Origin of the sequence: Bacillus sp. V3B (assembly GCF_024494465.1) — a bacterium.
In the GTDB taxonomy this organism is placed as follows: Bacteria; Bacillota; Bacilli; order Bacillales; family Cytobacillaceae; genus Bacillus_BD.
The window spans coordinates 22,292-39,774 of sequence record NZ_JAETXM010000026.1; the positions used below are offsets into that span (position 1 = coordinate 22,292).

At 36.7% G+C, this 17,483-nt stretch carries 16 protein-coding genes and 3 pseudogenes; 12 read left to right on the forward strand and 7 right to left on the reverse strand.

All coding sequences use genetic code 11. The features are described 5' to 3' along the window. Positions 1-55 precede the first annotated feature (55 nt). Positions 56-340: pseudogene (locus JMM81_RS19190) on the forward strand (N-acetylmuramoyl-L-alanine amidase); the annotation flags it as partial. Positions 341-595: 255 nt separating this feature from the next. Here JMM81_RS19190 and JMM81_RS19195 read toward each other — a convergent pair. After that, positions 596-1,651 carry an NADH:flavin oxidoreductase/NADH oxidase gene (locus JMM81_RS19195; protein WP_256243145.1) on the reverse strand — a complete coding sequence of 352 codons (1,056 nt, stop codon included), beginning with the start codon at positions 1,649-1,651 and terminating at the stop codon, positions 596-598. Between the two features lie 128 nt (positions 1,652-1,779). Here JMM81_RS19195 and JMM81_RS23160 point away from each other — a divergent pair, with 128 nt between their 5' ends. After that, positions 1,780-1,890 carry an FMN-binding protein gene (locus tag JMM81_RS23160; RefSeq protein ID WP_375162418.1) on the forward strand — a complete coding sequence of 37 codons (111 nt, stop codon included), beginning with the start codon at positions 1,780-1,782 and terminating at the stop codon, positions 1,888-1,890. Between the two features lie 118 nt (positions 1,891-2,008). On the opposite strand, the gene JMM81_RS19200 is transcribed toward JMM81_RS23160, so the two are convergent. Next, the gene (locus JMM81_RS19200) at positions 2,009-3,676 is read right to left on the reverse strand and encodes a glycerol-3-phosphate dehydrogenase/oxidase (RefSeq protein WP_305367853.1); all 1,668 of its coding nucleotides are present in this window, start codon (positions 3,674-3,676) and stop codon (positions 2,009-2,011) included. Between the two features lie 123 nt (positions 3,677-3,799). Here JMM81_RS19200 and JMM81_RS23165 point away from each other — a divergent pair. The 6 genes and pseudogenes from JMM81_RS23165 to JMM81_RS19220 all read left to right on the forward strand — a co-directional run. Next, positions 3,800-3,904 (forward strand): annotated as a pseudogene (locus tag JMM81_RS23165) (hypothetical protein); the annotation flags it as partial. Positions 3,905-4,195: 291 nt separating this feature from the next. Continuing rightward, positions 4,196-4,321: pseudogene (locus tag JMM81_RS23170) on the forward strand (hypothetical protein); the annotation flags it as partial. Between the two features lie 72 nt (positions 4,322-4,393). Further along, the gene (locus tag JMM81_RS19205) at positions 4,394-4,780 is read left to right on the forward strand and encodes a CidA/LrgA family protein (protein ID WP_256243146.1); all 387 of its coding nucleotides are present in this window, start codon (positions 4,394-4,396) and stop codon (positions 4,778-4,780) included. Beyond that, positions 4,758-5,444: an LrgB family protein gene (locus JMM81_RS19210; protein WP_256243147.1), complete on the forward strand. Its 687-nt coding sequence runs from the start codon at positions 4,758-4,760 to the stop codon at positions 5,442-5,444. Before JMM81_RS19205 ends, JMM81_RS19210 begins: the two co-directional genes overlap by 23 nt. A gap of 317 nt (positions 5,445-5,761) precedes the next feature. Further along, positions 5,762-7,273 (forward strand): MDR family MFS transporter, encoded by a 1,512-nt coding sequence (locus tag JMM81_RS19215; protein ID WP_256243148.1) that lies wholly within the window; start codon positions 5,762-5,764, stop codon positions 7,271-7,273. 399 nt (positions 7,274-7,672) lie between these two features. Further along, the gene (locus JMM81_RS19220) at positions 7,673-8,035 is read left to right on the forward strand and encodes a nitrous oxide-stimulated promoter family protein (RefSeq protein ID WP_256243149.1); all 363 of its coding nucleotides are present in this window, start codon (positions 7,673-7,675) and stop codon (positions 8,033-8,035) included. A gap of 213 nt (positions 8,036-8,248) precedes the next feature. On the opposite strand, the gene JMM81_RS19225 is transcribed toward JMM81_RS19220, so the two are convergent. Further along, positions 8,249-8,647, reverse strand: coding sequence for an SET domain-containing protein (locus JMM81_RS19225; RefSeq protein WP_256243150.1), 399 nt, complete (start codon positions 8,645-8,647; stop codon positions 8,249-8,251). A 321-nt stretch (positions 8,648-8,968) separates the two neighbouring features. After that, the gene (locus JMM81_RS19230) at positions 8,969-9,112 is read right to left on the reverse strand and encodes a hypothetical protein (RefSeq protein ID WP_256243151.1); all 144 of its coding nucleotides are present in this window, start codon (positions 9,110-9,112) and stop codon (positions 8,969-8,971) included. 142 nt (positions 9,113-9,254) lie between these two features. On the opposite strand from JMM81_RS19230, the gene JMM81_RS19235 reads away from it, so the two are divergent. Next, positions 9,255-10,112, forward strand: a complete 858-nt coding sequence (locus JMM81_RS19235; protein WP_256243152.1) for an MBL fold metallo-hydrolase — start codon at positions 9,255-9,257, stop codon at positions 10,110-10,112. Between the two features lie 160 nt (positions 10,113-10,272). On the opposite strand, the gene JMM81_RS19240 is transcribed toward JMM81_RS19235, so the two are convergent. Then, positions 10,273-11,943 carry a hypothetical protein gene (locus JMM81_RS19240; RefSeq protein ID WP_256243153.1) on the reverse strand — a complete coding sequence of 557 codons (1,671 nt, stop codon included), beginning with the start codon at positions 11,941-11,943 and terminating at the stop codon, positions 10,273-10,275. A 481-nt stretch (positions 11,944-12,424) separates the two neighbouring features. Further along, positions 12,425-13,270: an SIMPL domain-containing protein gene (locus tag JMM81_RS19245; RefSeq protein WP_256243154.1), complete on the reverse strand. Its 846-nt coding sequence runs from the start codon at positions 13,268-13,270 to the stop codon at positions 12,425-12,427. Positions 13,271-13,495: 225 nt separating this feature from the next. Here JMM81_RS19245 and JMM81_RS19250 point away from each other — a divergent pair, with 225 nt between their 5' ends. Continuing rightward, a complete protein-coding gene (locus tag JMM81_RS19250; RefSeq protein ID WP_256243155.1) occupies positions 13,496-14,380 on the forward strand; it encodes a selenium metabolism-associated LysR family transcriptional regulator in 885 nt (294 codons plus the stop codon). Between the two features lie 117 nt (positions 14,381-14,497). On the opposite strand, the gene JMM81_RS19255 is transcribed toward JMM81_RS19250, so the two are convergent. After that, the gene (locus JMM81_RS19255; protein WP_256243156.1) at positions 14,498-15,199 is read right to left on the reverse strand and encodes a pirin family protein; all 702 of its coding nucleotides are present in this window, start codon (positions 15,197-15,199) and stop codon (positions 14,498-14,500) included. Between the two features lie 294 nt (positions 15,200-15,493). On the opposite strand from JMM81_RS19255, the gene JMM81_RS19260 reads away from it, so the two are divergent. Together JMM81_RS19260 and JMM81_RS19265 are read left to right on the forward strand one after the other, a co-directional pair. After that, positions 15,494-16,696, forward strand: a complete 1,203-nt coding sequence (locus JMM81_RS19260; RefSeq protein WP_256243157.1) for an LL-diaminopimelate aminotransferase — start codon at positions 15,494-15,496, stop codon at positions 16,694-16,696. A 443-nt stretch (positions 16,697-17,139) separates the two neighbouring features. Further along, a complete protein-coding gene (locus tag JMM81_RS19265) occupies positions 17,140-17,451 on the forward strand; it encodes a hypothetical protein (RefSeq protein ID WP_256243158.1) in 312 nt (103 codons plus the stop codon). Positions 17,452-17,483 lie beyond the last annotated feature (32 nt).

Genomic DNA, 17,483 nt, shown 5'->3' on the forward strand with positions numbered 1-17,483 from the left:
AAATTCGGCGGGGCGAATTTGATTAATATAATATTCTTCTCAAGATCCTTATCGTGTTCAAGATATAAGTAAGATTTTTGTTGATTATGGGGTATCAGCACACTATATGGTTGGTAGAAAGGGAGAAACTTATGATCTAGTACCTGAAAATAGGGTAGCGTACCATGCGGGCAAAGGGGTTTTACCCAACTTCCCACAATATAAAGATCAATTGAATCACTATTCAATAGGGATTGAACTGAGGGCAATTGGTACGAATGATGAAATGCGTTCCATGATTTCTGATTCTGTCTATCGTTCTATTAGCCCTGATCATTTAGGATACACGGACGCCCAGTAGCAAGCACTTAACAGATTACTTGAGGATATATTGGTACGAAACCCTTCTATTAAAAAAGCTTGAACTTACATAGTTGGGCATGATGAATATGCACCAGGAAGAAAAACGGATCCAGGATCATTATTCAATTGGTCAAAAATAGGGTTATAAGCCATTTTATATTTTCATTTTATCATCTAGTTAATCAGTAATCAGGCTGCCAATGTATTGACATTCTGATTACTGATTAAAATGAAAGGTCGATAATCTCTTGATTTACTGTTCTGACCTAAATGCCCTTTTATACTGAACAGGCGGTACGATCTGTTTGGATACAGTCTCAATGGCATGTAGAGCCCAGTATGGATCACGTAAAAGCCCACGGCCAACGGCGATAAGTTCGGCATCTTCATTTGCTACGGTTGCTTCTGCAAGATGGGGGTCTTCAAGAAGTCCTACCGCAATAACAGGTGTATTTAATGCCTCCTTGAATGCACGAGCAAAAGGAATTTGATATCCAGGATGGTTTGCTGGCTTTAACTTTCCTGGAGGTGCTTCCCCACCACTGGATACATGGAACATATCTACACCAGCTTCTTTGTAGCGTTTTGCTATCGCAATAGAATGCTCTAAATTATAACCACCGTCCATATATTCAATAGCCGACATTCTCATGATAAGAGGCATTTCTTCAGGAATCACACTGCGAACTGCTTCGATAACCTCTACCCCAAACCTAGAGTAGTCTTGTCCGTACTGATCCTTTCGAGTATTAATCCCTGGTGAGTGAAACTGGTGAATCAAATAGCCATGCGCCCCATGGAGTTCTATCGTATCGAACCCCGCTGCAACAGCACGTCTAACCGCATCTTTGAACTGAGTGATAATAACCTTTACTTCTTCCGTTATCAGTGCTCTTGGTTGTTTCACTTCTCCTTGTCTGCTTTCGTCAGCTAAACGATTGACAGGAACGTCAGACGGACCAACTGGCTGGACCGCATCTTGTGCTTTACGGCCAGCATGACCAATTTGTATCCCAATTTTGGCTCCGTATTTGTGAACTTCGTTTACGATTCTTTGATAGGGAAGAATCTGCTCATCGGACCATAAACCTAAATCATAATCCGAAATGCGTCCATCTGGATCCACGTCTGTCATCTCGATGATGATGAGTCCGGTTCCTCCAACAGCTCTTGAAACATAATGAACAAAGTGCCAATCGTTTGGAATCCCATCCTTTGCTTCTACTGAATATTGACACATAGGTGCCATGACAATTCTGTTTTTTAACGTTAAGCCCTTTAGTGAAAACGGGGTTGTTAATTTCGTCATAAAATCAGCCCTCCTTATTTGTATACAATGGTTTGATCGAATGATATTAGACCTTGCTATAGAAGCGAGAGTTTGTCCATCCTTCTTTATACTGGGATGCCAATTTTATCATATCATATCCGTTGTCTTTGTTATGGATCGTAGAAGAAAACAGTGTTCAAGTTGATGCTATTTCAGGGTCAACGAGGACAAGCAATGGCATTGTTGGCGAGGTAAAGGCAGCTATAGAAGCAGCGTAATAACCAGACAATTCAACTTGGATAGGAGGACAGTTTATAAAGTCAAAATGCACAGGAGATAAACACGAAAAAAAGACAAGGGAATCAGTGCTTCATTAAAGTATGACTCCCTTGTTTTTTATTCTTCATCAATCGGAACGGTAAGATCATGCCATTGTTTTTCTAATTCTGCTTGAAAGCTTTCTTTCTGCTTGGAACTCCAGCCGAGTTTTTTGCTCATCATTTCTATCACGGGTGTCTGCCATTTTTTAACCCAATCAAGATCAAAAAGGAGGGCCCCTGTTCGTCGTAGAAAGAAATCAACGGGTGTATAAGCAAATTCCTCTGTAAGGCTATAGAGAACTTGGGCATAAAGGTCGACCGGTAGTCCGAATGTTTCCGCTTCTTTTTCATTTTGCTGGATCAGTTCAAAAATTTTTTCAATGTTTGATCCGTACATATTAACAAGTCTAGATGAGGTTTCTTTGTTTAAACCGATTGCTATTCCTTGCTCCATTTTATCTTTTGCGAAGGTCAGAAAATTTTGTGATCCGCCAACATGACCACCTGAGATAGACATCTTTTTCGTTTTGCATGAAGAAAATAATGTTCCATCCTCTTGCTTGAACTGAGAAGATAGTAAATCAACAATCTTTTCTGCCATTTTTCGATAGCCTGTTAGCTTACCACCAGCAATGGTTACTAATCCGGATTCGGATTCCCAAATTTCATCTTTTCTTGAAATTTCAGAGTGCCCTTTTCCCGCTTCATGTATCAACGGTCTTACGCCTGCCCAACTAGATTCGATATCACTTGCTTTAAGTTCTAAGTCAGGAAAGATAAAATGAATGGCATTTATAATGTAATCTCGGTCATTAGCGGTCATCCGAGGGTGTACTAAATCACCTTTGAAAGCAGTATCGGTCGTGCCGACATACGTTTTTCCATCTCTTGGAATAATTAAGATCATCCGCTTATCTGGAGTATCAAAATAAACGGCTTGTTTTAATGGAAATACCCTTTGATCAAAAACGAGATGAATTCCTTTTGTTAAATGTAATTTCTTATGTTTCAAAGAACGATCTTTCTCTCTCAAATTGTCGACCCACGGACCAGCAGCATTGACGGTTTTCTTTGCGCGTATTTCACTAACCTGATCATTTAACTGATCGATTGTTGAAACTCCGACCAATTTCCCCTCTTGATAAATAAAATCAGTGACCTTTGTATAATTAATAACGGTTGCACCAAGGCTTGCCGCTTCTTTCATTACTTCAATTGTTAATCTAACATCATCTGATCGATATTCAACAAAACGACCGCCGCCGACTAACCCATCTTGTTTAAACTTAGGTTCCATTTGTAGTACTTGCTCTTTCGTTAGCATATTCTTTCGTTCTGATTTTTTCACTCCTGCTAAAAAATCATAAAGTCGTAGTCCAATAGAGGTGAGGAATCTTCCAAATTTAGCGCCTTTATAGATTGGCATGATCATCCATTCAGGTGTTGTCACATGTGGACCATTTTCATAGACAATGGCTCTTTCTTTCCCTACTTCTGAAACGATTTTCACTTCAAGTTTCTTTAAATAGCGGAGGCCCCCATGAATCATTTTGGATGAGCGACTGGACGTTCCTGCAGCAAAATCCTGCATTTCAACAAGAGCAACTTTCATTCCACGACTTGCCGCGTCTAAAGCAATTCCTGCTCCAGTAATACCTCCTCCAATGATTAGTAAATCAAATTCCTCATTTTGCATTTTCTTTAAAACTTCGTCTCGTTTTAAACTAGAAAACGGTTGGCTCATGATTATAAATTCCTCTCATAAATTTAAACTTACGATCGTAATAAAGATAAAAAATGAATAATCCTAAGTTCAATATATGATTCAATTCATAAACGATGTACCAAATGAGGATATCCTTCCCATAAACATGATGATTTGAGTGAAATTGTTTATATATCTAATGGAGAGGGAAACTTCTTAATAGATGACCAATCTTATTTTGCACAAACAGGGGATTTATTGATTTAGGATGACGGGGTTATTCACGAAGAAAAGTCTTCATTTAGTAATCCTTTAGCCACTTATTATTATGGGATTGCTAATTTAATAATAGAAGGTTTTCCAAAATATGATATTATTTCAAAGGGTGTAAAACCTTTTATCAGGAGAAATGAGTATTCTGATCAAATTGAAACTCTTTTTTCTATGATGTTTGAAGAATCTTCTATCAACTATATGATTTATCGTAGAATGGGGGAAGCGAAAAGGTTATTAATTAATACGGAAATGAAAGTTCGAGAAATTGCCTAATTAGTTGGATATGAAAATCCAAACTATTTCACAAGGACTTTTACAAAAACAATGGGTGAATCACCCGTGCAGTATAAAAGGAGTGGAGGGACGGGAAGAGTAACTCTAAAAAGGAAGACGGATGATCTTTCTTGAAGGGAATTTTAAAATTTGAAAATTGAAAAGTTCTAGCGTTAGCGCTTTGCTTAGTGAAAGGAATGTTAGGTTGTGAAAAAGGCTTTACTTTTTTTCGCTCAATTATTTGTGATTTGGGCGATCTATACGCTATCTGATTTTATTGTTAGCTTTCTCCATTTACCCGTACCAGCAAGCGTGTTTGGTATGGTCTTATTATATTTATTGTTAGTAAGCGGAATTCTTCAAGTACGGTATATCGAGAGGGCGGCAGCTTTTTTAAATAAACACCTTGCCTTTTTTTTTATTCCATTTGCAGTGGGATTAATGAATTATGGTGGGTTAATTCAATCTAGTGGGTTACAATTGCTGATTATGATTGGAGGAAGTTCTATTGTCGGTTTACTGATAACATCGGGATTGACACAGTATCTGTCCAGAAGGGAGGAGACAAAGCGTGAACGGTCTAACTCTCATTAGCATTGTGCTAACTATTGTCGTGTACATCGGAGCAAAATGGCTTTCGATACGTGTATCATCGCCCGTCACAACACCCGTACTGACGGCAACAATTGTCATCATCATTATTTTTTATTCAATGGATATAACCTATGAACAATATACAACAGCGAAAGAATGGATGACTTATCTGTTAGGACCTGCTACTGTGGCACTTGCTGTACCTTTGTACCACAACCGGGCCGTTATTATGGAAAAATTAATTCCTGCTCTTCTTGGACTATTTATCGGAACTTTATCAACAATTATTTCTGCGGTTTGGTTATCTAAAGCTTTTGGACTAACTGAAACAATTCAAGCCACAGCTGCTGTCAAAGCGGTTACAACGCCTGTGGCAATTGAAGCGGTTGTTCTTATTGGTGGAGATCCGGCATTGGCTGCCGCATTTGTGATTATCGCAGGTATTTTCGGTGCAGTATTTGCTTCAACTTTTTTAAATTGGATGAAGATTACGGATCCATTTTCACGAGGTCTTGGTATTGGAACAGTCTCACATGTAATTGGTACGAGCCAGGCAGTAAAGGAAGGACCTATTCAAGGGGCTGTGTCAAGTATGGCCATGGGACTTGCAGCCATACTCACTTCAATCATCCTTCCATGGCTTTATCCGTTGATTCAATTATAAAGAATCAAAGAGCGAACAGGAGATTGTTCGCTTTTTTTATGTTTAAATAGTTAATGTCTATATTGTTTTGGAATATCCCTAAGACGTGTTCCTTCAATATATCTCCTCTTTACCCCCTAACTCTCCTAATATTTCTGGAATATTATTAAGTAATGACGGATTCATAAAGAAGAGAATTTAGTTGAATATATATAGAAAACACCTGAATGAGTACCGATATTTTTAAATTGCAATATTTGATTTCCTGGTTTATGATATAGCTTATATGAAACTATAGTTCAATTTAATGAACTCAATGTATATAGGGAGGGACCATAATGAATCAATCCATAAAAAAGGCAGATCGTCCACCATATGGGATACTTGCTGTCCTAATGGTTGGTGCTTTTATTACATTTTTAAATAATACATTATTAAATATTGCTCTCCCATCGATCATGATAGATTTGGATATTGAGGCAACAACTGTGCAGTGGCTGACAACAGGTTTTATGCTAGTTAACGGGATTTTGATTCCAGCTACGGCATTTTTAATTCAAAAATATTCCGTTCGGCGTTTATTTTTAACTGCCATGGGTTTGTTTACAATCGGGACATTGATTGCGGGTGTTGCCCATGCTTTCCCTATTTTATTAATAGCACGTATGGTTCAAGCTTCTGGATCAGCAATCATGATGCCCGTATTAATGAATGTGATGTTGGTAAGTTTCCCAATTGAAAAGCGGGGAGCAGCGATGGGTGTCTTTGGATTAATTCTAATGTCTGCACCAGCAATTGGCCCAACTCTATCGGGATGGATTGTTGAACATTATAACTGGAGAATGCTATTCCACTTTGTTACACCAATCGCCGTTGTGATCCTATTGCTCGGCTTTTTCTTGCTTAAAGATAAAAAGGAGAAAGTGAATATTCAGCTTGACTTGTTCTCGCTTTTATTATCTAGTGTTGGTTTTGGCGGTTTATTATATGGATTTAGTTCTGCTGGTAATAAAGGATGGGATAGTCCTGTTGTCTATTTGACGATCATTATTGGGGTTGTTTCTTTAATTTCGTTTATTTTACGCCAATCAAAACTAGAACGGCCTATGCTTAACTTTGGCGTGTTTAAATTTCCCATGTTTGCACTGTCATCATCGATTACGATGATTATGAATATGGCTATGTTTTCTGGTTTTTTACTCTTGCCTATCTATGTCCAAACGGTCCGTGGAATATCGCCAATGGATGCGGGGCTAATGCTACTCCCAGGAGCACTTGTGATGTCTATCATGTCACCCATTACAGGGCGGTTATTTGATAAGTTTGGAGGACGTATATTAGCTATCATCGGTTTAGGGATTGCAACGGTAGCGACTTATTCTTTTAGTCAATTAACATTTGAAACATCTTATAACCACTTAGTGATTTTGCACGCCATACGTATGTTTGGTATGTCTCTCGTACTGATGCCGATTTCTACTAATGGCTTAAATCAGTTGCCAACACGATTTTATCCACATGGTACGGCGATGAATAACACATTAAATCAAGTATCAGGAGCAATAGGTACAGGGTTATTGGTCACCGTCATGTCCAAACGTGCGGAAACCTATACCGCTAACTTGTTGACAGATGTTGTAGGGCAACCAACAACTGAAATGCAACAGCAAATTGCAGTGGAAGCTATGTTAGAAGGAATTAATTTTACTTTCTTTATTTCTACTTTTATTATCGCTATTGCCTTTATACTTGCTTTCTTTATTAAGCGAGCAAAACAAGCAGCAGATCCAATACAGGAAAAAACGGCTAGTACAAAAACAACGGTAACAAAGCTGGCGGGAATTAAATAACCGATAGCCCTTACTTAAAGAAAAACTTCTTTGTAGAAGACTTGATTGTGTAGGATAAAAAACATGTCGTTTACAACAGGAGTTTTTTTGGTGTTTATATGAATACTTATTATATTTAAAAAGTAAAAAATGGTTTTATATGAATATTATCAAAGTAGTGGAAGGTATATAAAACTTCGATATACTATTTTGGAAAAATGAATATCACCTTATCATTCCATTGGGGTAGAGGTGCAGTATCTATGATTAAGTTGTGTGTGGTTTTGTAATTTCGTTTGCTGTATCTAGCTTCCACTCTTTTTTCTGATTATGTGATATAAATCAAATAACGTAAAAGAATTCTATGATATGGTTTATATAAGATGCCTTAAATCTATGAAGAAAAGAGGTTTATGAACGGTGACAACTAGACAAACAAGAGAACTCAATAATGGGCCGAGAATTCAAAAAGAAAAAGAGACGGTCACGAAAATGATTGAAGTTTATTGTCGGAAGAAGCATCATCATCGCCATGAACTGTGTGAAGAATGTCAGGATCTAGATAACTATGCGATGCAAAGACTATCATTTTGTCAATTTGGTGAAGAGAAAAGCTTTTGTTCATACTGTCCTGTCCATTGTTATAAACCAGACTACCGTCAAAAAATAAAAGAGGTTATGATCTTTTCTGGTCCATGGATGCTCTTGTATCATCCGGTAACTGTTGTGAAGCATATATGGCAAGAAAAAGTGACACATAGACAAAAGGTATCAAATGGATGATAGAGGAATGGGGCGTTCAAACGATCATTTGTTAAGTAACTTCTCAAGAGTTCCTTTTTTTGGTGCCTTTTTCGTCAAAAGGTGAAGCAATTTTTCAATGCAAAGGCTATACTATAGGGGACAAAATTTATGAATTTATAAAAGAATCGCCGCCCCTTTTGTTGGGAGGCGATTCTTTTAACCGTATTCTTAAGAAAAAGATAACCCAATGGTCTATTCCTTACTTTGCTCATCTTCCTCTTTATTAAACCAAAGCGGTTCGTTATCGTCTACCTCTCCATTGTAATTAATGAAGATCTCTTCACCTGCTTTTATATCTTTAAAGGCAAAAAAGTCAAATGTGTGGTTTTCGAAGTTAATATCGTATATCGCATTAGGTGTATATGAATGGTTAAATAGCATCCCATACCCTAAAAGGATGGCTGTGTGGTTTATACCATATTCAAATGCATAATCAGCTAGTAATGTTTTCTCGATGTGAACATGCTCTGCATTTGGATAGGAAATAACGGGTGCTTCATGAAACAGTGTGCCTTTTGCTATATCCTGTTTTGCGAACACTCCTCTATTGAATTCCCCATCACTGATCGTTGAAGTTTTGATCTCAATCATGTTAGTCACCTACAATTCTTTCAATGGATTATCTATCTACTTAAGTTTGACCGTTATCCAAGCTGAAAGCAACTTTTTTTTCAAAAAGATAAAGAATCTATCTATTGAAAGATAGAGAGTATTTATTAAATCGCTCCAGGGTGAAAGTAATGAGAATAAAAACCTTTCTAATGGAATGCAAAAAGAATGGGACTGTCCCATAAGGTGTCTGACATCCACAAAATTGCATTGATCTAGCATCATGTTCCTAGATAGTGTATTGTGGTGGTCTGACATCGACAGTCCCATCCTTTTTATGTATAGTGACTATTGGATATGTGGTTACTCTTTAATTCCATGTAACCACTCTTGATAGCATTCCTCGCATAATATTTCTTCTCTCTCACTGTTGGTAACATGAAACGTGACTAGATGACTTTCATTTTCTCCTGCATCATGGGTGCAATAAAAACATTCGTTAGTCATATGAATTTCACCTCCCATTCTAGTTTAAAACTGTCATGATTTTTTATACTTAAAAAATAACCCATCTTTTTTGTTACATAAATAAAAACATGGAGAGAAAACTAATCAGGGTTCATCGTTATTTGGACAAGGAGGGCTTTCAATGGATAAACAGGTTTCGTACGGGAGTGATTATAAATATATTCCCGCCACATCGGTCTCAAGTGGTGTTGAGATAGATGTATTGCCAGATTTGTTCTGCCATACCGTTCAAATCGTTAATATTTGCTTAGTGGGTGATCCTAATACAAAAGATTTTGTATTGGTCGATGCGGGTATGCCGGAATCTGCTGACAAAATCATCTCAGTGACAGAGGATCGTTTTGGCGTAAATAGTCGACCGAAAGCCATTATTTTGACACATGGTCATTTTGATCATGTTGGGGCTATCATTGAATTAGTGAAGCATTGGCAAATTCCTGTATATGCTCATGAATTGGAAATACCTTTCCTTACAGGAAGAATGAGTTATCCAGAACCCGATTCGACGGTTGAGGGTGGAATGGTTTCAAAAATGTCACCCATGTTCCCGAATGAACCGATTAATTTAGGAAATCAAGTCGAAATCCTTCCTTCTAACGGAAGTGTTCCACATATGCCTGAATTCCGCTGGATCCACACGCCAGGACATACACCAGGGCATATCTCTCTTTTTAGAGCGGAAGATAGAGCTTTAATTGTAGGGGATGCATTTGTTACGGTGAAGCAGGAGTATCTTTATAAAGTATTAACACAGGAACAAGAAATCAGTGGTCCACCACGATATTTAACTCCAGATTGGGAGACGTCTAAGGAGTCTGTAAAAAAATTAGAAGCCCTAAAACCATCTGTAGCAGTGACAGGACATGGCTTACCTATGTCAGGTGAATTATTGACAGATAGTTTACAAAAGCTTGTGAAAGAATTTGATCAGATTGCTATTCCTGACTATGGGAAATTTGTTGATCAACCGATTCATTGAAAAGTAATTTTATGATAATAGGATTTGTTAAACCATAGTGCTTCTGCTTAAATGTCTTTGGTGTACGCGGGCAATTCTACAAAAATCATCATGAACATAGCTTTATAGTAAAAAAAGGATGAAGCTTCAGTAAATGAGCTTCATCCTTTTTTAGGAAACCTTATTCTAAATCTTCAATTACGATCTCTTTTACAGGTAAGAATTCTTCTCCTGTGTCCATGTAGGTAATATTTACTTGGTCACCTTCTTGTAGGTAAATGGCCATTGGTGTATTTTCAGAAGAAATGCTATAGCTTTGACGGTTATCTAATAAGAAGGAAACAAGTGTGAAATCACTTGATTTTTCTTTATACACTCTCACAACTGTTCCACTTGTTTGTTTTTCCTCTGCTTTTGAACTGCCATCAACAGAGCTACCACCGCGTTGTAAGGCTGTTTTATATTGTTTTAAAGCTTCATTTGGGGTAGCGGCATAAACAGAAATTTCCGGGTTAGATGCCGAAACGATAAAGTAATTTTGCAGAAAGCCATTTGCATCTAATACGGGTGTTAACCAACTAGCTTCCCCATAAAAGTTATAGAGCACGGGCATTTCTCCATTCCATTTCTTTTCAATGAATTTCTTTTCAATAATTTGCAAGGCTCCTTGTGAATCCATATAGGAATTTTCTAAATTACCGGTATAGTATATTGCTTCACCCGTTCTTGAGTTGGTTAGTGAATACCCAAGCATCGAGTCAACGCCTTCTTTTGGACTAGTAAAATCAGTGAAATAATACATGTCTCCGTTTTCATCAAAAATAGGGCTGACATTCGTTTCGGTACCTTCATCTGAAGGAAGCTTTACGTCAGATTTACCAAATAGGCTATTCCAAAAGCCATGAATATACTTTCCAAAATAACTATTTTGTAAACTAACCACTTCAGGCGCAACCGCACCGTCTATAAACGCTGGAATCTCGGCTAAAGGATACATTTTCGTATCACCTGTCATTGGTTCTACCATCACGATTCCTTTTACATCAAATCCATTTCGGGCAGAAATAAATTCACCATATGAACGGATATAATGAGGTTTTCCCTTATCATCAATCTCTAGTTGAACATCACCATGAAAAATAAGCTCTGGATACTGCATACGAATATGACGTTTAAGATTTTTATGGAAGAAGGATGATGGAGTATAAGCCATTTCTGCTTTCATAAATTTAGGATTAGCAGAAGAGTCAGTGGCACTGATGGTAAAGTAACCAGGGGTTACATCACCGTTCCACCATTTAAAGAAACCAGAAAATTCAACAGGTGCAATATAAACGTATTCACCGTTTACCTTTTGAATTTGGAGGTTTCCAAGTTCATAATAGCTTGTATTCGGAACTTGTCCGAACGCCTTCTTCATTTTGTTGCGGGCAAACTTTGGTGGAACGCTTGCAGGTGTTTCTTTTTCGTCAAACGTTTCTATTTCTGTTTTTTCCGTCATGTTAGCAACTTCATATTTTTCATCCGCGTTAAAAATAAATGCAGTTAGAAAATAAATGCTCAAGACAAGACTCCCTAAACAAAGAAACGCTTTAATGAATCGTTCTTTTCCAGATGATAGTGCAGCTCCTACCGCTGTTATGATAACAGCAAAGAACCATAGGGAAGACAAATTTCGGTCAAGATTACTAATGTAATAGAAGGCAAAAATAATTATGACTAAAAGAATGATTGTTGTTAAAATAATTCCTAGTTTTGGTTGTTTATCCTCTTTTTTTGATTTAGAGAAGGGGATGAGTACGAGTGCAGATGCTAAACCTATAATGAGTGAAAATAAAAATATGTTTCCCATAGTGTCTCCTTTCAAAGTAGTTTCACTATTTATTTACGGATAACAAAGTGGAAAAGTTTCATGAAGAGTGATAGGAATGGTATATTATTGAAAAAAATGAAGTGTAAAAGTTTGTGAAGTATTGATCATATGGGATAAGAATCTATTTGACAAATTACTATCGGAAAAATCAATAAATACAAATCCTTATAATAGATTAAATGAATTTAAAACCATTATTCGTTTCTATTTTAGTGTTTTGGACGATTGTTTATATCGTTGTTGAATTAATAACAGGTACGAAAAGACTGTTAGAAGCGAAGAGAATATTAAAGGGTTAATAGGGTTGCTGTGCTCCAACTATTGAACAGGGTTATCTGTTAAACAAACGTTTGATTAAGTTATCAAAAAGGGCTTGGTAACGGCTATTTTGCCCTATTAAACAAACGTTTGTTTAAATAGGATGAAGAGTTCTATCAGGCAATAACGTATTCCTTTTTAGTTATCCACTATAAGCATAAACGACTTTCACACGTGCATCGATCGTAAAATCTCCTGTTTGGATTGGTGGTGTTTCAGTTGTTGTAGCAGCGGCAACTTGAGTAGAAAATGCAGGATAGACTCTTTCCTGTTGCTCACCCTGCTCGATTATTTTAATAGGGACTTTTGTTAGCGTTGTCCCGATGGTTTGGGCGATGTCTTCAGCCTTTTCTCTTGCATTATGAATAGCCCTTTTTAGTGCTTCTCGATAATGAACATCTGGATTTGCTACTAGAAACTGGATTCCGCCGCTGCGATTTGCTCCATTTTTAATAGCGACATCATACACGACCCCAACGTTTGAAAGGTCTTTGACAATCACTTCTAATAGATGCTCTACTTCATAGCCTCTTAAGATTGATTTTCCTTCAATATAATCATATCGAGGATAAACTGAGTAAATGGTTGTTCTTATCGAAGTTTCTTCAATGCCCATTTGTTTTAACGCATCAATTACCTGATTTGAAATGTTTGCATTTTCTTGTTGGGCTAGCTGTACATTAAGATTTTCTGTTACGACACCTAAAGTTAGTTTGGCCTGATCAGGTTTTACGGTTATTTGACCTTGCCCTTCTACTGCCATGGTAAAAGTAGGGTTATTTCTATAAAGAAAACTTCCATTAGTGGGAGGGTTCTTTATTCTCCACTGATGGTTAACTGTACTTATCGGATCTTTACGGGCAGTTGATCTCCTACCGATCCTTTCTCGATTTTCTCGAAGTCTTGAGGTAGGGGTTATACTGCCCGTTAAGACGGGAGAAAATTGCTGAGTATGTGAGTAGTAATTGTATCCTTGGTTGTAACGCATAGCATCACCTCGATATTTATGTCACTTTAGGATATGTAAAGGGGGAAGGGGACGTTACTGGGATAGAATGTTTAATACGATGGAAAAAAAAGTCGGATTTTCAAAATGTCAATAATTATTCATACGATTCGTTATGTCTGTTAGCTATTAGTGTTATTATAGTATTAGAATTATCTACTATTTAGATACTAATTAATCGTTTTAATAAATTGAGGTGTAGTGTGGATGGATTTACATCAACTGTATATTTTTACGAAAGTGGTTGAACATAAAAGCTTTTCTAAGGCTGCGGATGATGTTTATTTAAGTCAATCAACCGTGAGCACACATATTCATTCGCTAGAAAAAATGCTGAATGTTAGACTTTTCGATCGTGTAGGAAGAGAAAGCATCCTTACACCTTATGGAGAACGTTTGTATGAATGGGCATTAAAACTATTACAATTAAAAGATCAAGCCTTACTTGATTTAAGTCACGAGATGACAGAATTAAGGGGAGATATTCGAATTGCGGCTAGTTCTGTACCAGGGCAATATATGATCCCAAAAATGGTAAAGCAATATAGAGATGAGTACCCTCTCGTCACGTTTCATATTAATCAATCCTCTTCAAAAATTGTAGCGGAGAAAGTATTAAATGGATCTGTAGACCTTGGGATTTTAGGTGAAAAATACGATAGTGAAAAACTTCACTATATACCCTTGTTAAAAGAAAAATTAGTGCTCATTTCACCAAAGGATATTGAGTTCAAAAACCCGGTTCATATCCAAGAGATTCTGAACTACCCTTTTGTAATGAGAAATGCTAATTCAGGAACGAACTCTATTCTTGAAAAGTTCTTGAAAGAGAATAAGGTTACGAAAGATCAAATGAATATTATCGCTTATACAGATAGCGGTCAGAGTTTAATGCAGTTTGTGAAGGAAGGGATCGGTATTTCAATTATTTCAGAAATTGCTTCAAAAGAATATGATGCGAGAAATTTGATTCATATGTACGATATCGAGGATTTCGATCATGAAAGATATTTTTACCTTGTTTATAATATTAATAGAACACAATCGGTCGTATCAAAAAAATTCATTGAAGATGCGATTCGCTTAATATAAGCCAAGCACATTCTATGTAAAGGAGTTTCAACATTTAGAGAGACTGGTTCATTGTTCTCTCTTATTTATTTGTCCACCTTAAAAGGACACTCTCGGTGGGAGTGTCCTTTTAAGGTGTCAGGCACCATGTTTCATCTCAATCAATAAAAAGTGAGAGGTTTCAGTTGCTTTGATTTGAATGTCTTCTTCAACAATTTCTAGTGCATCTCTACCAACTAAAGGAATTTGATTGATGTCAGAAGTACCTTCAATTTGAACTAAGTATGCTTGTCTTCCTTCTTTAACAGGAAAATGGATGACTTGTTCTTTTTCAAGTTCTAATGAGTAGAAGTTTACATCTTGATTCACCTTAATAGGTGCATCACCTGCTTTACTTGACACCATATGAAGCCAGTTGTTAAGTCTGTCGTCCCAATCAAATCGATAATCCCCATAATTAGGAGTATATCCCCGTTGGTCAGGCAATACCCAAATTTGCAACAATCTTAAAACGTTGTCACCATGGTTGTACTCACTGTGAAGTACACCTGTTCCGGCACTCATATATTGAACATGTCCACGAGTGACCGTTTTTTGATTTCCCATACTATCTCCATGTGTAAGTTCACCATCAACTACATATGAGATGATCTCCATATCTCGATGTGGATGTGTATCAAATCCGGTTTTAGGTGCAATCAAATCATCATTGATGACTCTTAAAACGCCAAAATTCATATTTTTTGGATTATAGTAGTCTGCAAATGAGAAGTGAAAGATACTATTTAGCCATCCGAGGTTACTACGTCCCATTTTGTTGTGATCTAATTTTCTTAGCATGATCAATCGCTCCTTCTTCATTGTTATGATTTTGTTAGTTGCATCTCAATTCTATTATTCACATAATCAGAACATAAATTTATGAGTTTGTTATGCTTGTTTTGGATAGTTAATTAGAAATAAAAATATCTTAATTGAAGATAAATTATATAGGATATTTTATCCTAATGTCAACAAAATAAAATAATGATCAGATAACCCCTTATTAAAAATATGGTAACATTTAAACATAAAATGGCTAGCAAAATTAATGGCGAATAAACAAAATGTAGAGGTTAAGAGGAGGACAAGACCATGAATCTTGTAGCATCTGAGAAAATGAAAAAATTAACTACTGGTATTTTTACAGAGTTGGCCAACAAAAAACAGGAAGCGATTAAAAAAGGAATTGATGTTATTGATTTGAGTGTTGGAAGCCCTGATATGTCGCCTCCATCGTTCGTGGTGGATGCTCTTGTGGAGTATAGTAAGGACACCTCAAAATATGGGTATACATTAAAAGGAATTGATGAATTCAATGAAGCAGTCGGTTACTTTTACAAAAAACGCTATGGAGTAGAACTTGACCCACATCAAGAAGTCTTACAGTTGATGGGTTCTCAAGATGGGCTTTCCCATTTGGCTACGGCAATGGTTAATCCAGGTGAATATGTTCTCGTGCCTGATCCAGGTTATCCTATTTATGAAGCAAGCGTGACAATCGCGGGTGGCTCCATTTATCCGATGCCATTAGTAGAAGAAAATCAATTTCTACCAAAGTTGGATAGAATTCCACTAGACGTTTTAGAGAAGGCAAAAATGATGATTATCAGCTATCCTGGAAATCCGGTAACAGCGTTAGCAGATGAAACCTTTTTTGCAGAAGTTGTATCGTTTGCAAGAAAACATAATATCCTTGTCGTTCATGATTTTGCCTATTCTGAACTAATCTTCGATAATCATCCTCAAACTAGTTTCATGTCTGTCCCAGGAGCGAAAGAGGTAGGGATTGAGTTTAATTCTCTATCTAAAACATTTAATATGGCAGGCTGTCGGATAGGATATGTTGTGGGAAATAGGGAAGCGATTCATATATTGGCTTCGCTGAAGTCACATATAGACTATGGTGTGTTTTATCCGATTCAAATGGCAGCAGTAACCGCTCTTACATCGGACTATTCTGTACTTGGGGATCAGGTAAAAGAGTATGAGTATCGGAGAAATATCTTGATTTCAGGATTGCAAAAGGCAGGTTGGGAAGTAGCGATGTCTCCTGCCACGATGTTTGTTTGGGCAAGAATACCTGACGGTTGGACATCTCGTTCATTTGCGTTTGAATTAATTGAAAAGGCAGGAGTGGCTGTTGTTCCTGGTGGCGCTTTTGGAAAGCAAGGGGAAGGTTTCGTACGAATGGCCCTCGTTCAATCTCCTGAAAAACTTGCTGAGGCAGCGGAACGGATAGAGGAATTCCTTCGTAGTGATCAGTTGCAAGATTCAGTGAAAACGACTAACAATTAACAGTTGGAATGGGAATAGAAAGTAATCGTATTAAAAAACTTAAAGCTAGCTATTATATGGAATTAATTTCATAATAGTTTTAAGTTTCTTTTAGACTGATCTCTAGTGATATAGCAAAAATGACCATCTTTATTCAGTGTGAAACTGAATAAAGATGGTTGTTACCCTTTTTTGCCTGCAAATTGACGTTTGATTAAAGATCAAGCGTTTTGTGTACTAAATCTACTGTTATTTTGCTTGTTCTCCACGTTATCGGAACTACTTAACTTCAAAATTGGTAGCTTTTTATTTTATCCTTGAGCATGTTACCTCTATTTAATAAAAAAACGAAGTTATGTAATCGAATAGAAAAGAAACTGAAAAGGTTAATTGATAAAATGGATAGAAAAGCTCTTTTTAGTTTATTCAATTATATAATAATAAGTAAGATAGAGGAGATTTTGATGGAATCACATGTGAAAAGCGCATTAGAAGAATGGAAAAAGGAAATTTGTGATTTATTAAATGGGATAGATAAAGAATATGAAGAAGTTAGACGTGAACTTCAAGTATATTCTTACAAATTCAGCATCACCAAGCAGGTAGTTCAATCAACGGTTAATGAAGATATTATTCGAAATATTCGTGAACTGTATAATAAGCCTTTTGAACATAAGTATAATGAACTAAAGGTGAGTATTAAGGACTTGGAAGAAAGGAAAAGAGTATTTCAAATGTTTATTGATAAAATTGATAAAGTCATGGAAAAAGAATAGATAAAGCCATCCGGTTGTGAAAAATTCTATCA

Coding starts and splice junctions, on each gene's coding strand:
- JMM81_RS19195 (WP_256243145.1), bottom strand. CDS start 1,651: ATGACGAAATTAACAACCCCGTTTTCACTAAAGGGCTTAACGTTAAAA.
- JMM81_RS19200 (WP_305367853.1), bottom strand. CDS start 3,676: ATGAGCCAACCGTTTTCTAGTTTAAAACGAGACGAAGTTTTAAAGAAA.
- JMM81_RS19215 (WP_256243148.1), top strand. CDS start 5,762: ATGAATCAATCCATAAAAAAGGCAGATCGTCCACCATATGGGATACTT.
- JMM81_RS19225 (WP_256243150.1), bottom strand. CDS start 8,647: ATGATTGAGATCAAAACTTCAACGATCAGTGATGGGGAATTCAATAGA.
- JMM81_RS19230 (WP_256243151.1), bottom strand. CDS start 9,112: ATGACTAACGAATGTTTTTATTGCACCCATGATGCAGGAGAAAATGAA.
- JMM81_RS19235 (WP_256243152.1), top strand. CDS start 9,255: ATGGATAAACAGGTTTCGTACGGGAGTGATTATAAATATATTCCCGCC.
- JMM81_RS19240 (WP_256243153.1), bottom strand. CDS start 11,943: ATGGGAAACATATTTTTATTTTCACTCATTATAGGTTTAGCATCTGCA.
- JMM81_RS19245 (WP_256243154.1), bottom strand. CDS start 13,270: ATGCGTTACAACCAAGGATACAATTACTACTCACATACTCAGCAATTT.
- JMM81_RS19250 (WP_256243155.1), top strand. CDS start 13,496: ATGGATTTACATCAACTGTATATTTTTACGAAAGTGGTTGAACATAAA.
- JMM81_RS19255 (WP_256243156.1), bottom strand. CDS start 15,199: ATGCTAAGAAAATTAGATCACAACAAAATGGGACGTAGTAACCTCGGA.
- JMM81_RS19260 (WP_256243157.1), top strand. CDS start 15,494: ATGAATCTTGTAGCATCTGAGAAAATGAAAAAATTAACTACTGGTATT.
- JMM81_RS19265 (WP_256243158.1), top strand. CDS start 17,140: ATGGAATCACATGTGAAAAGCGCATTAGAAGAATGGAAAAAGGAAATT.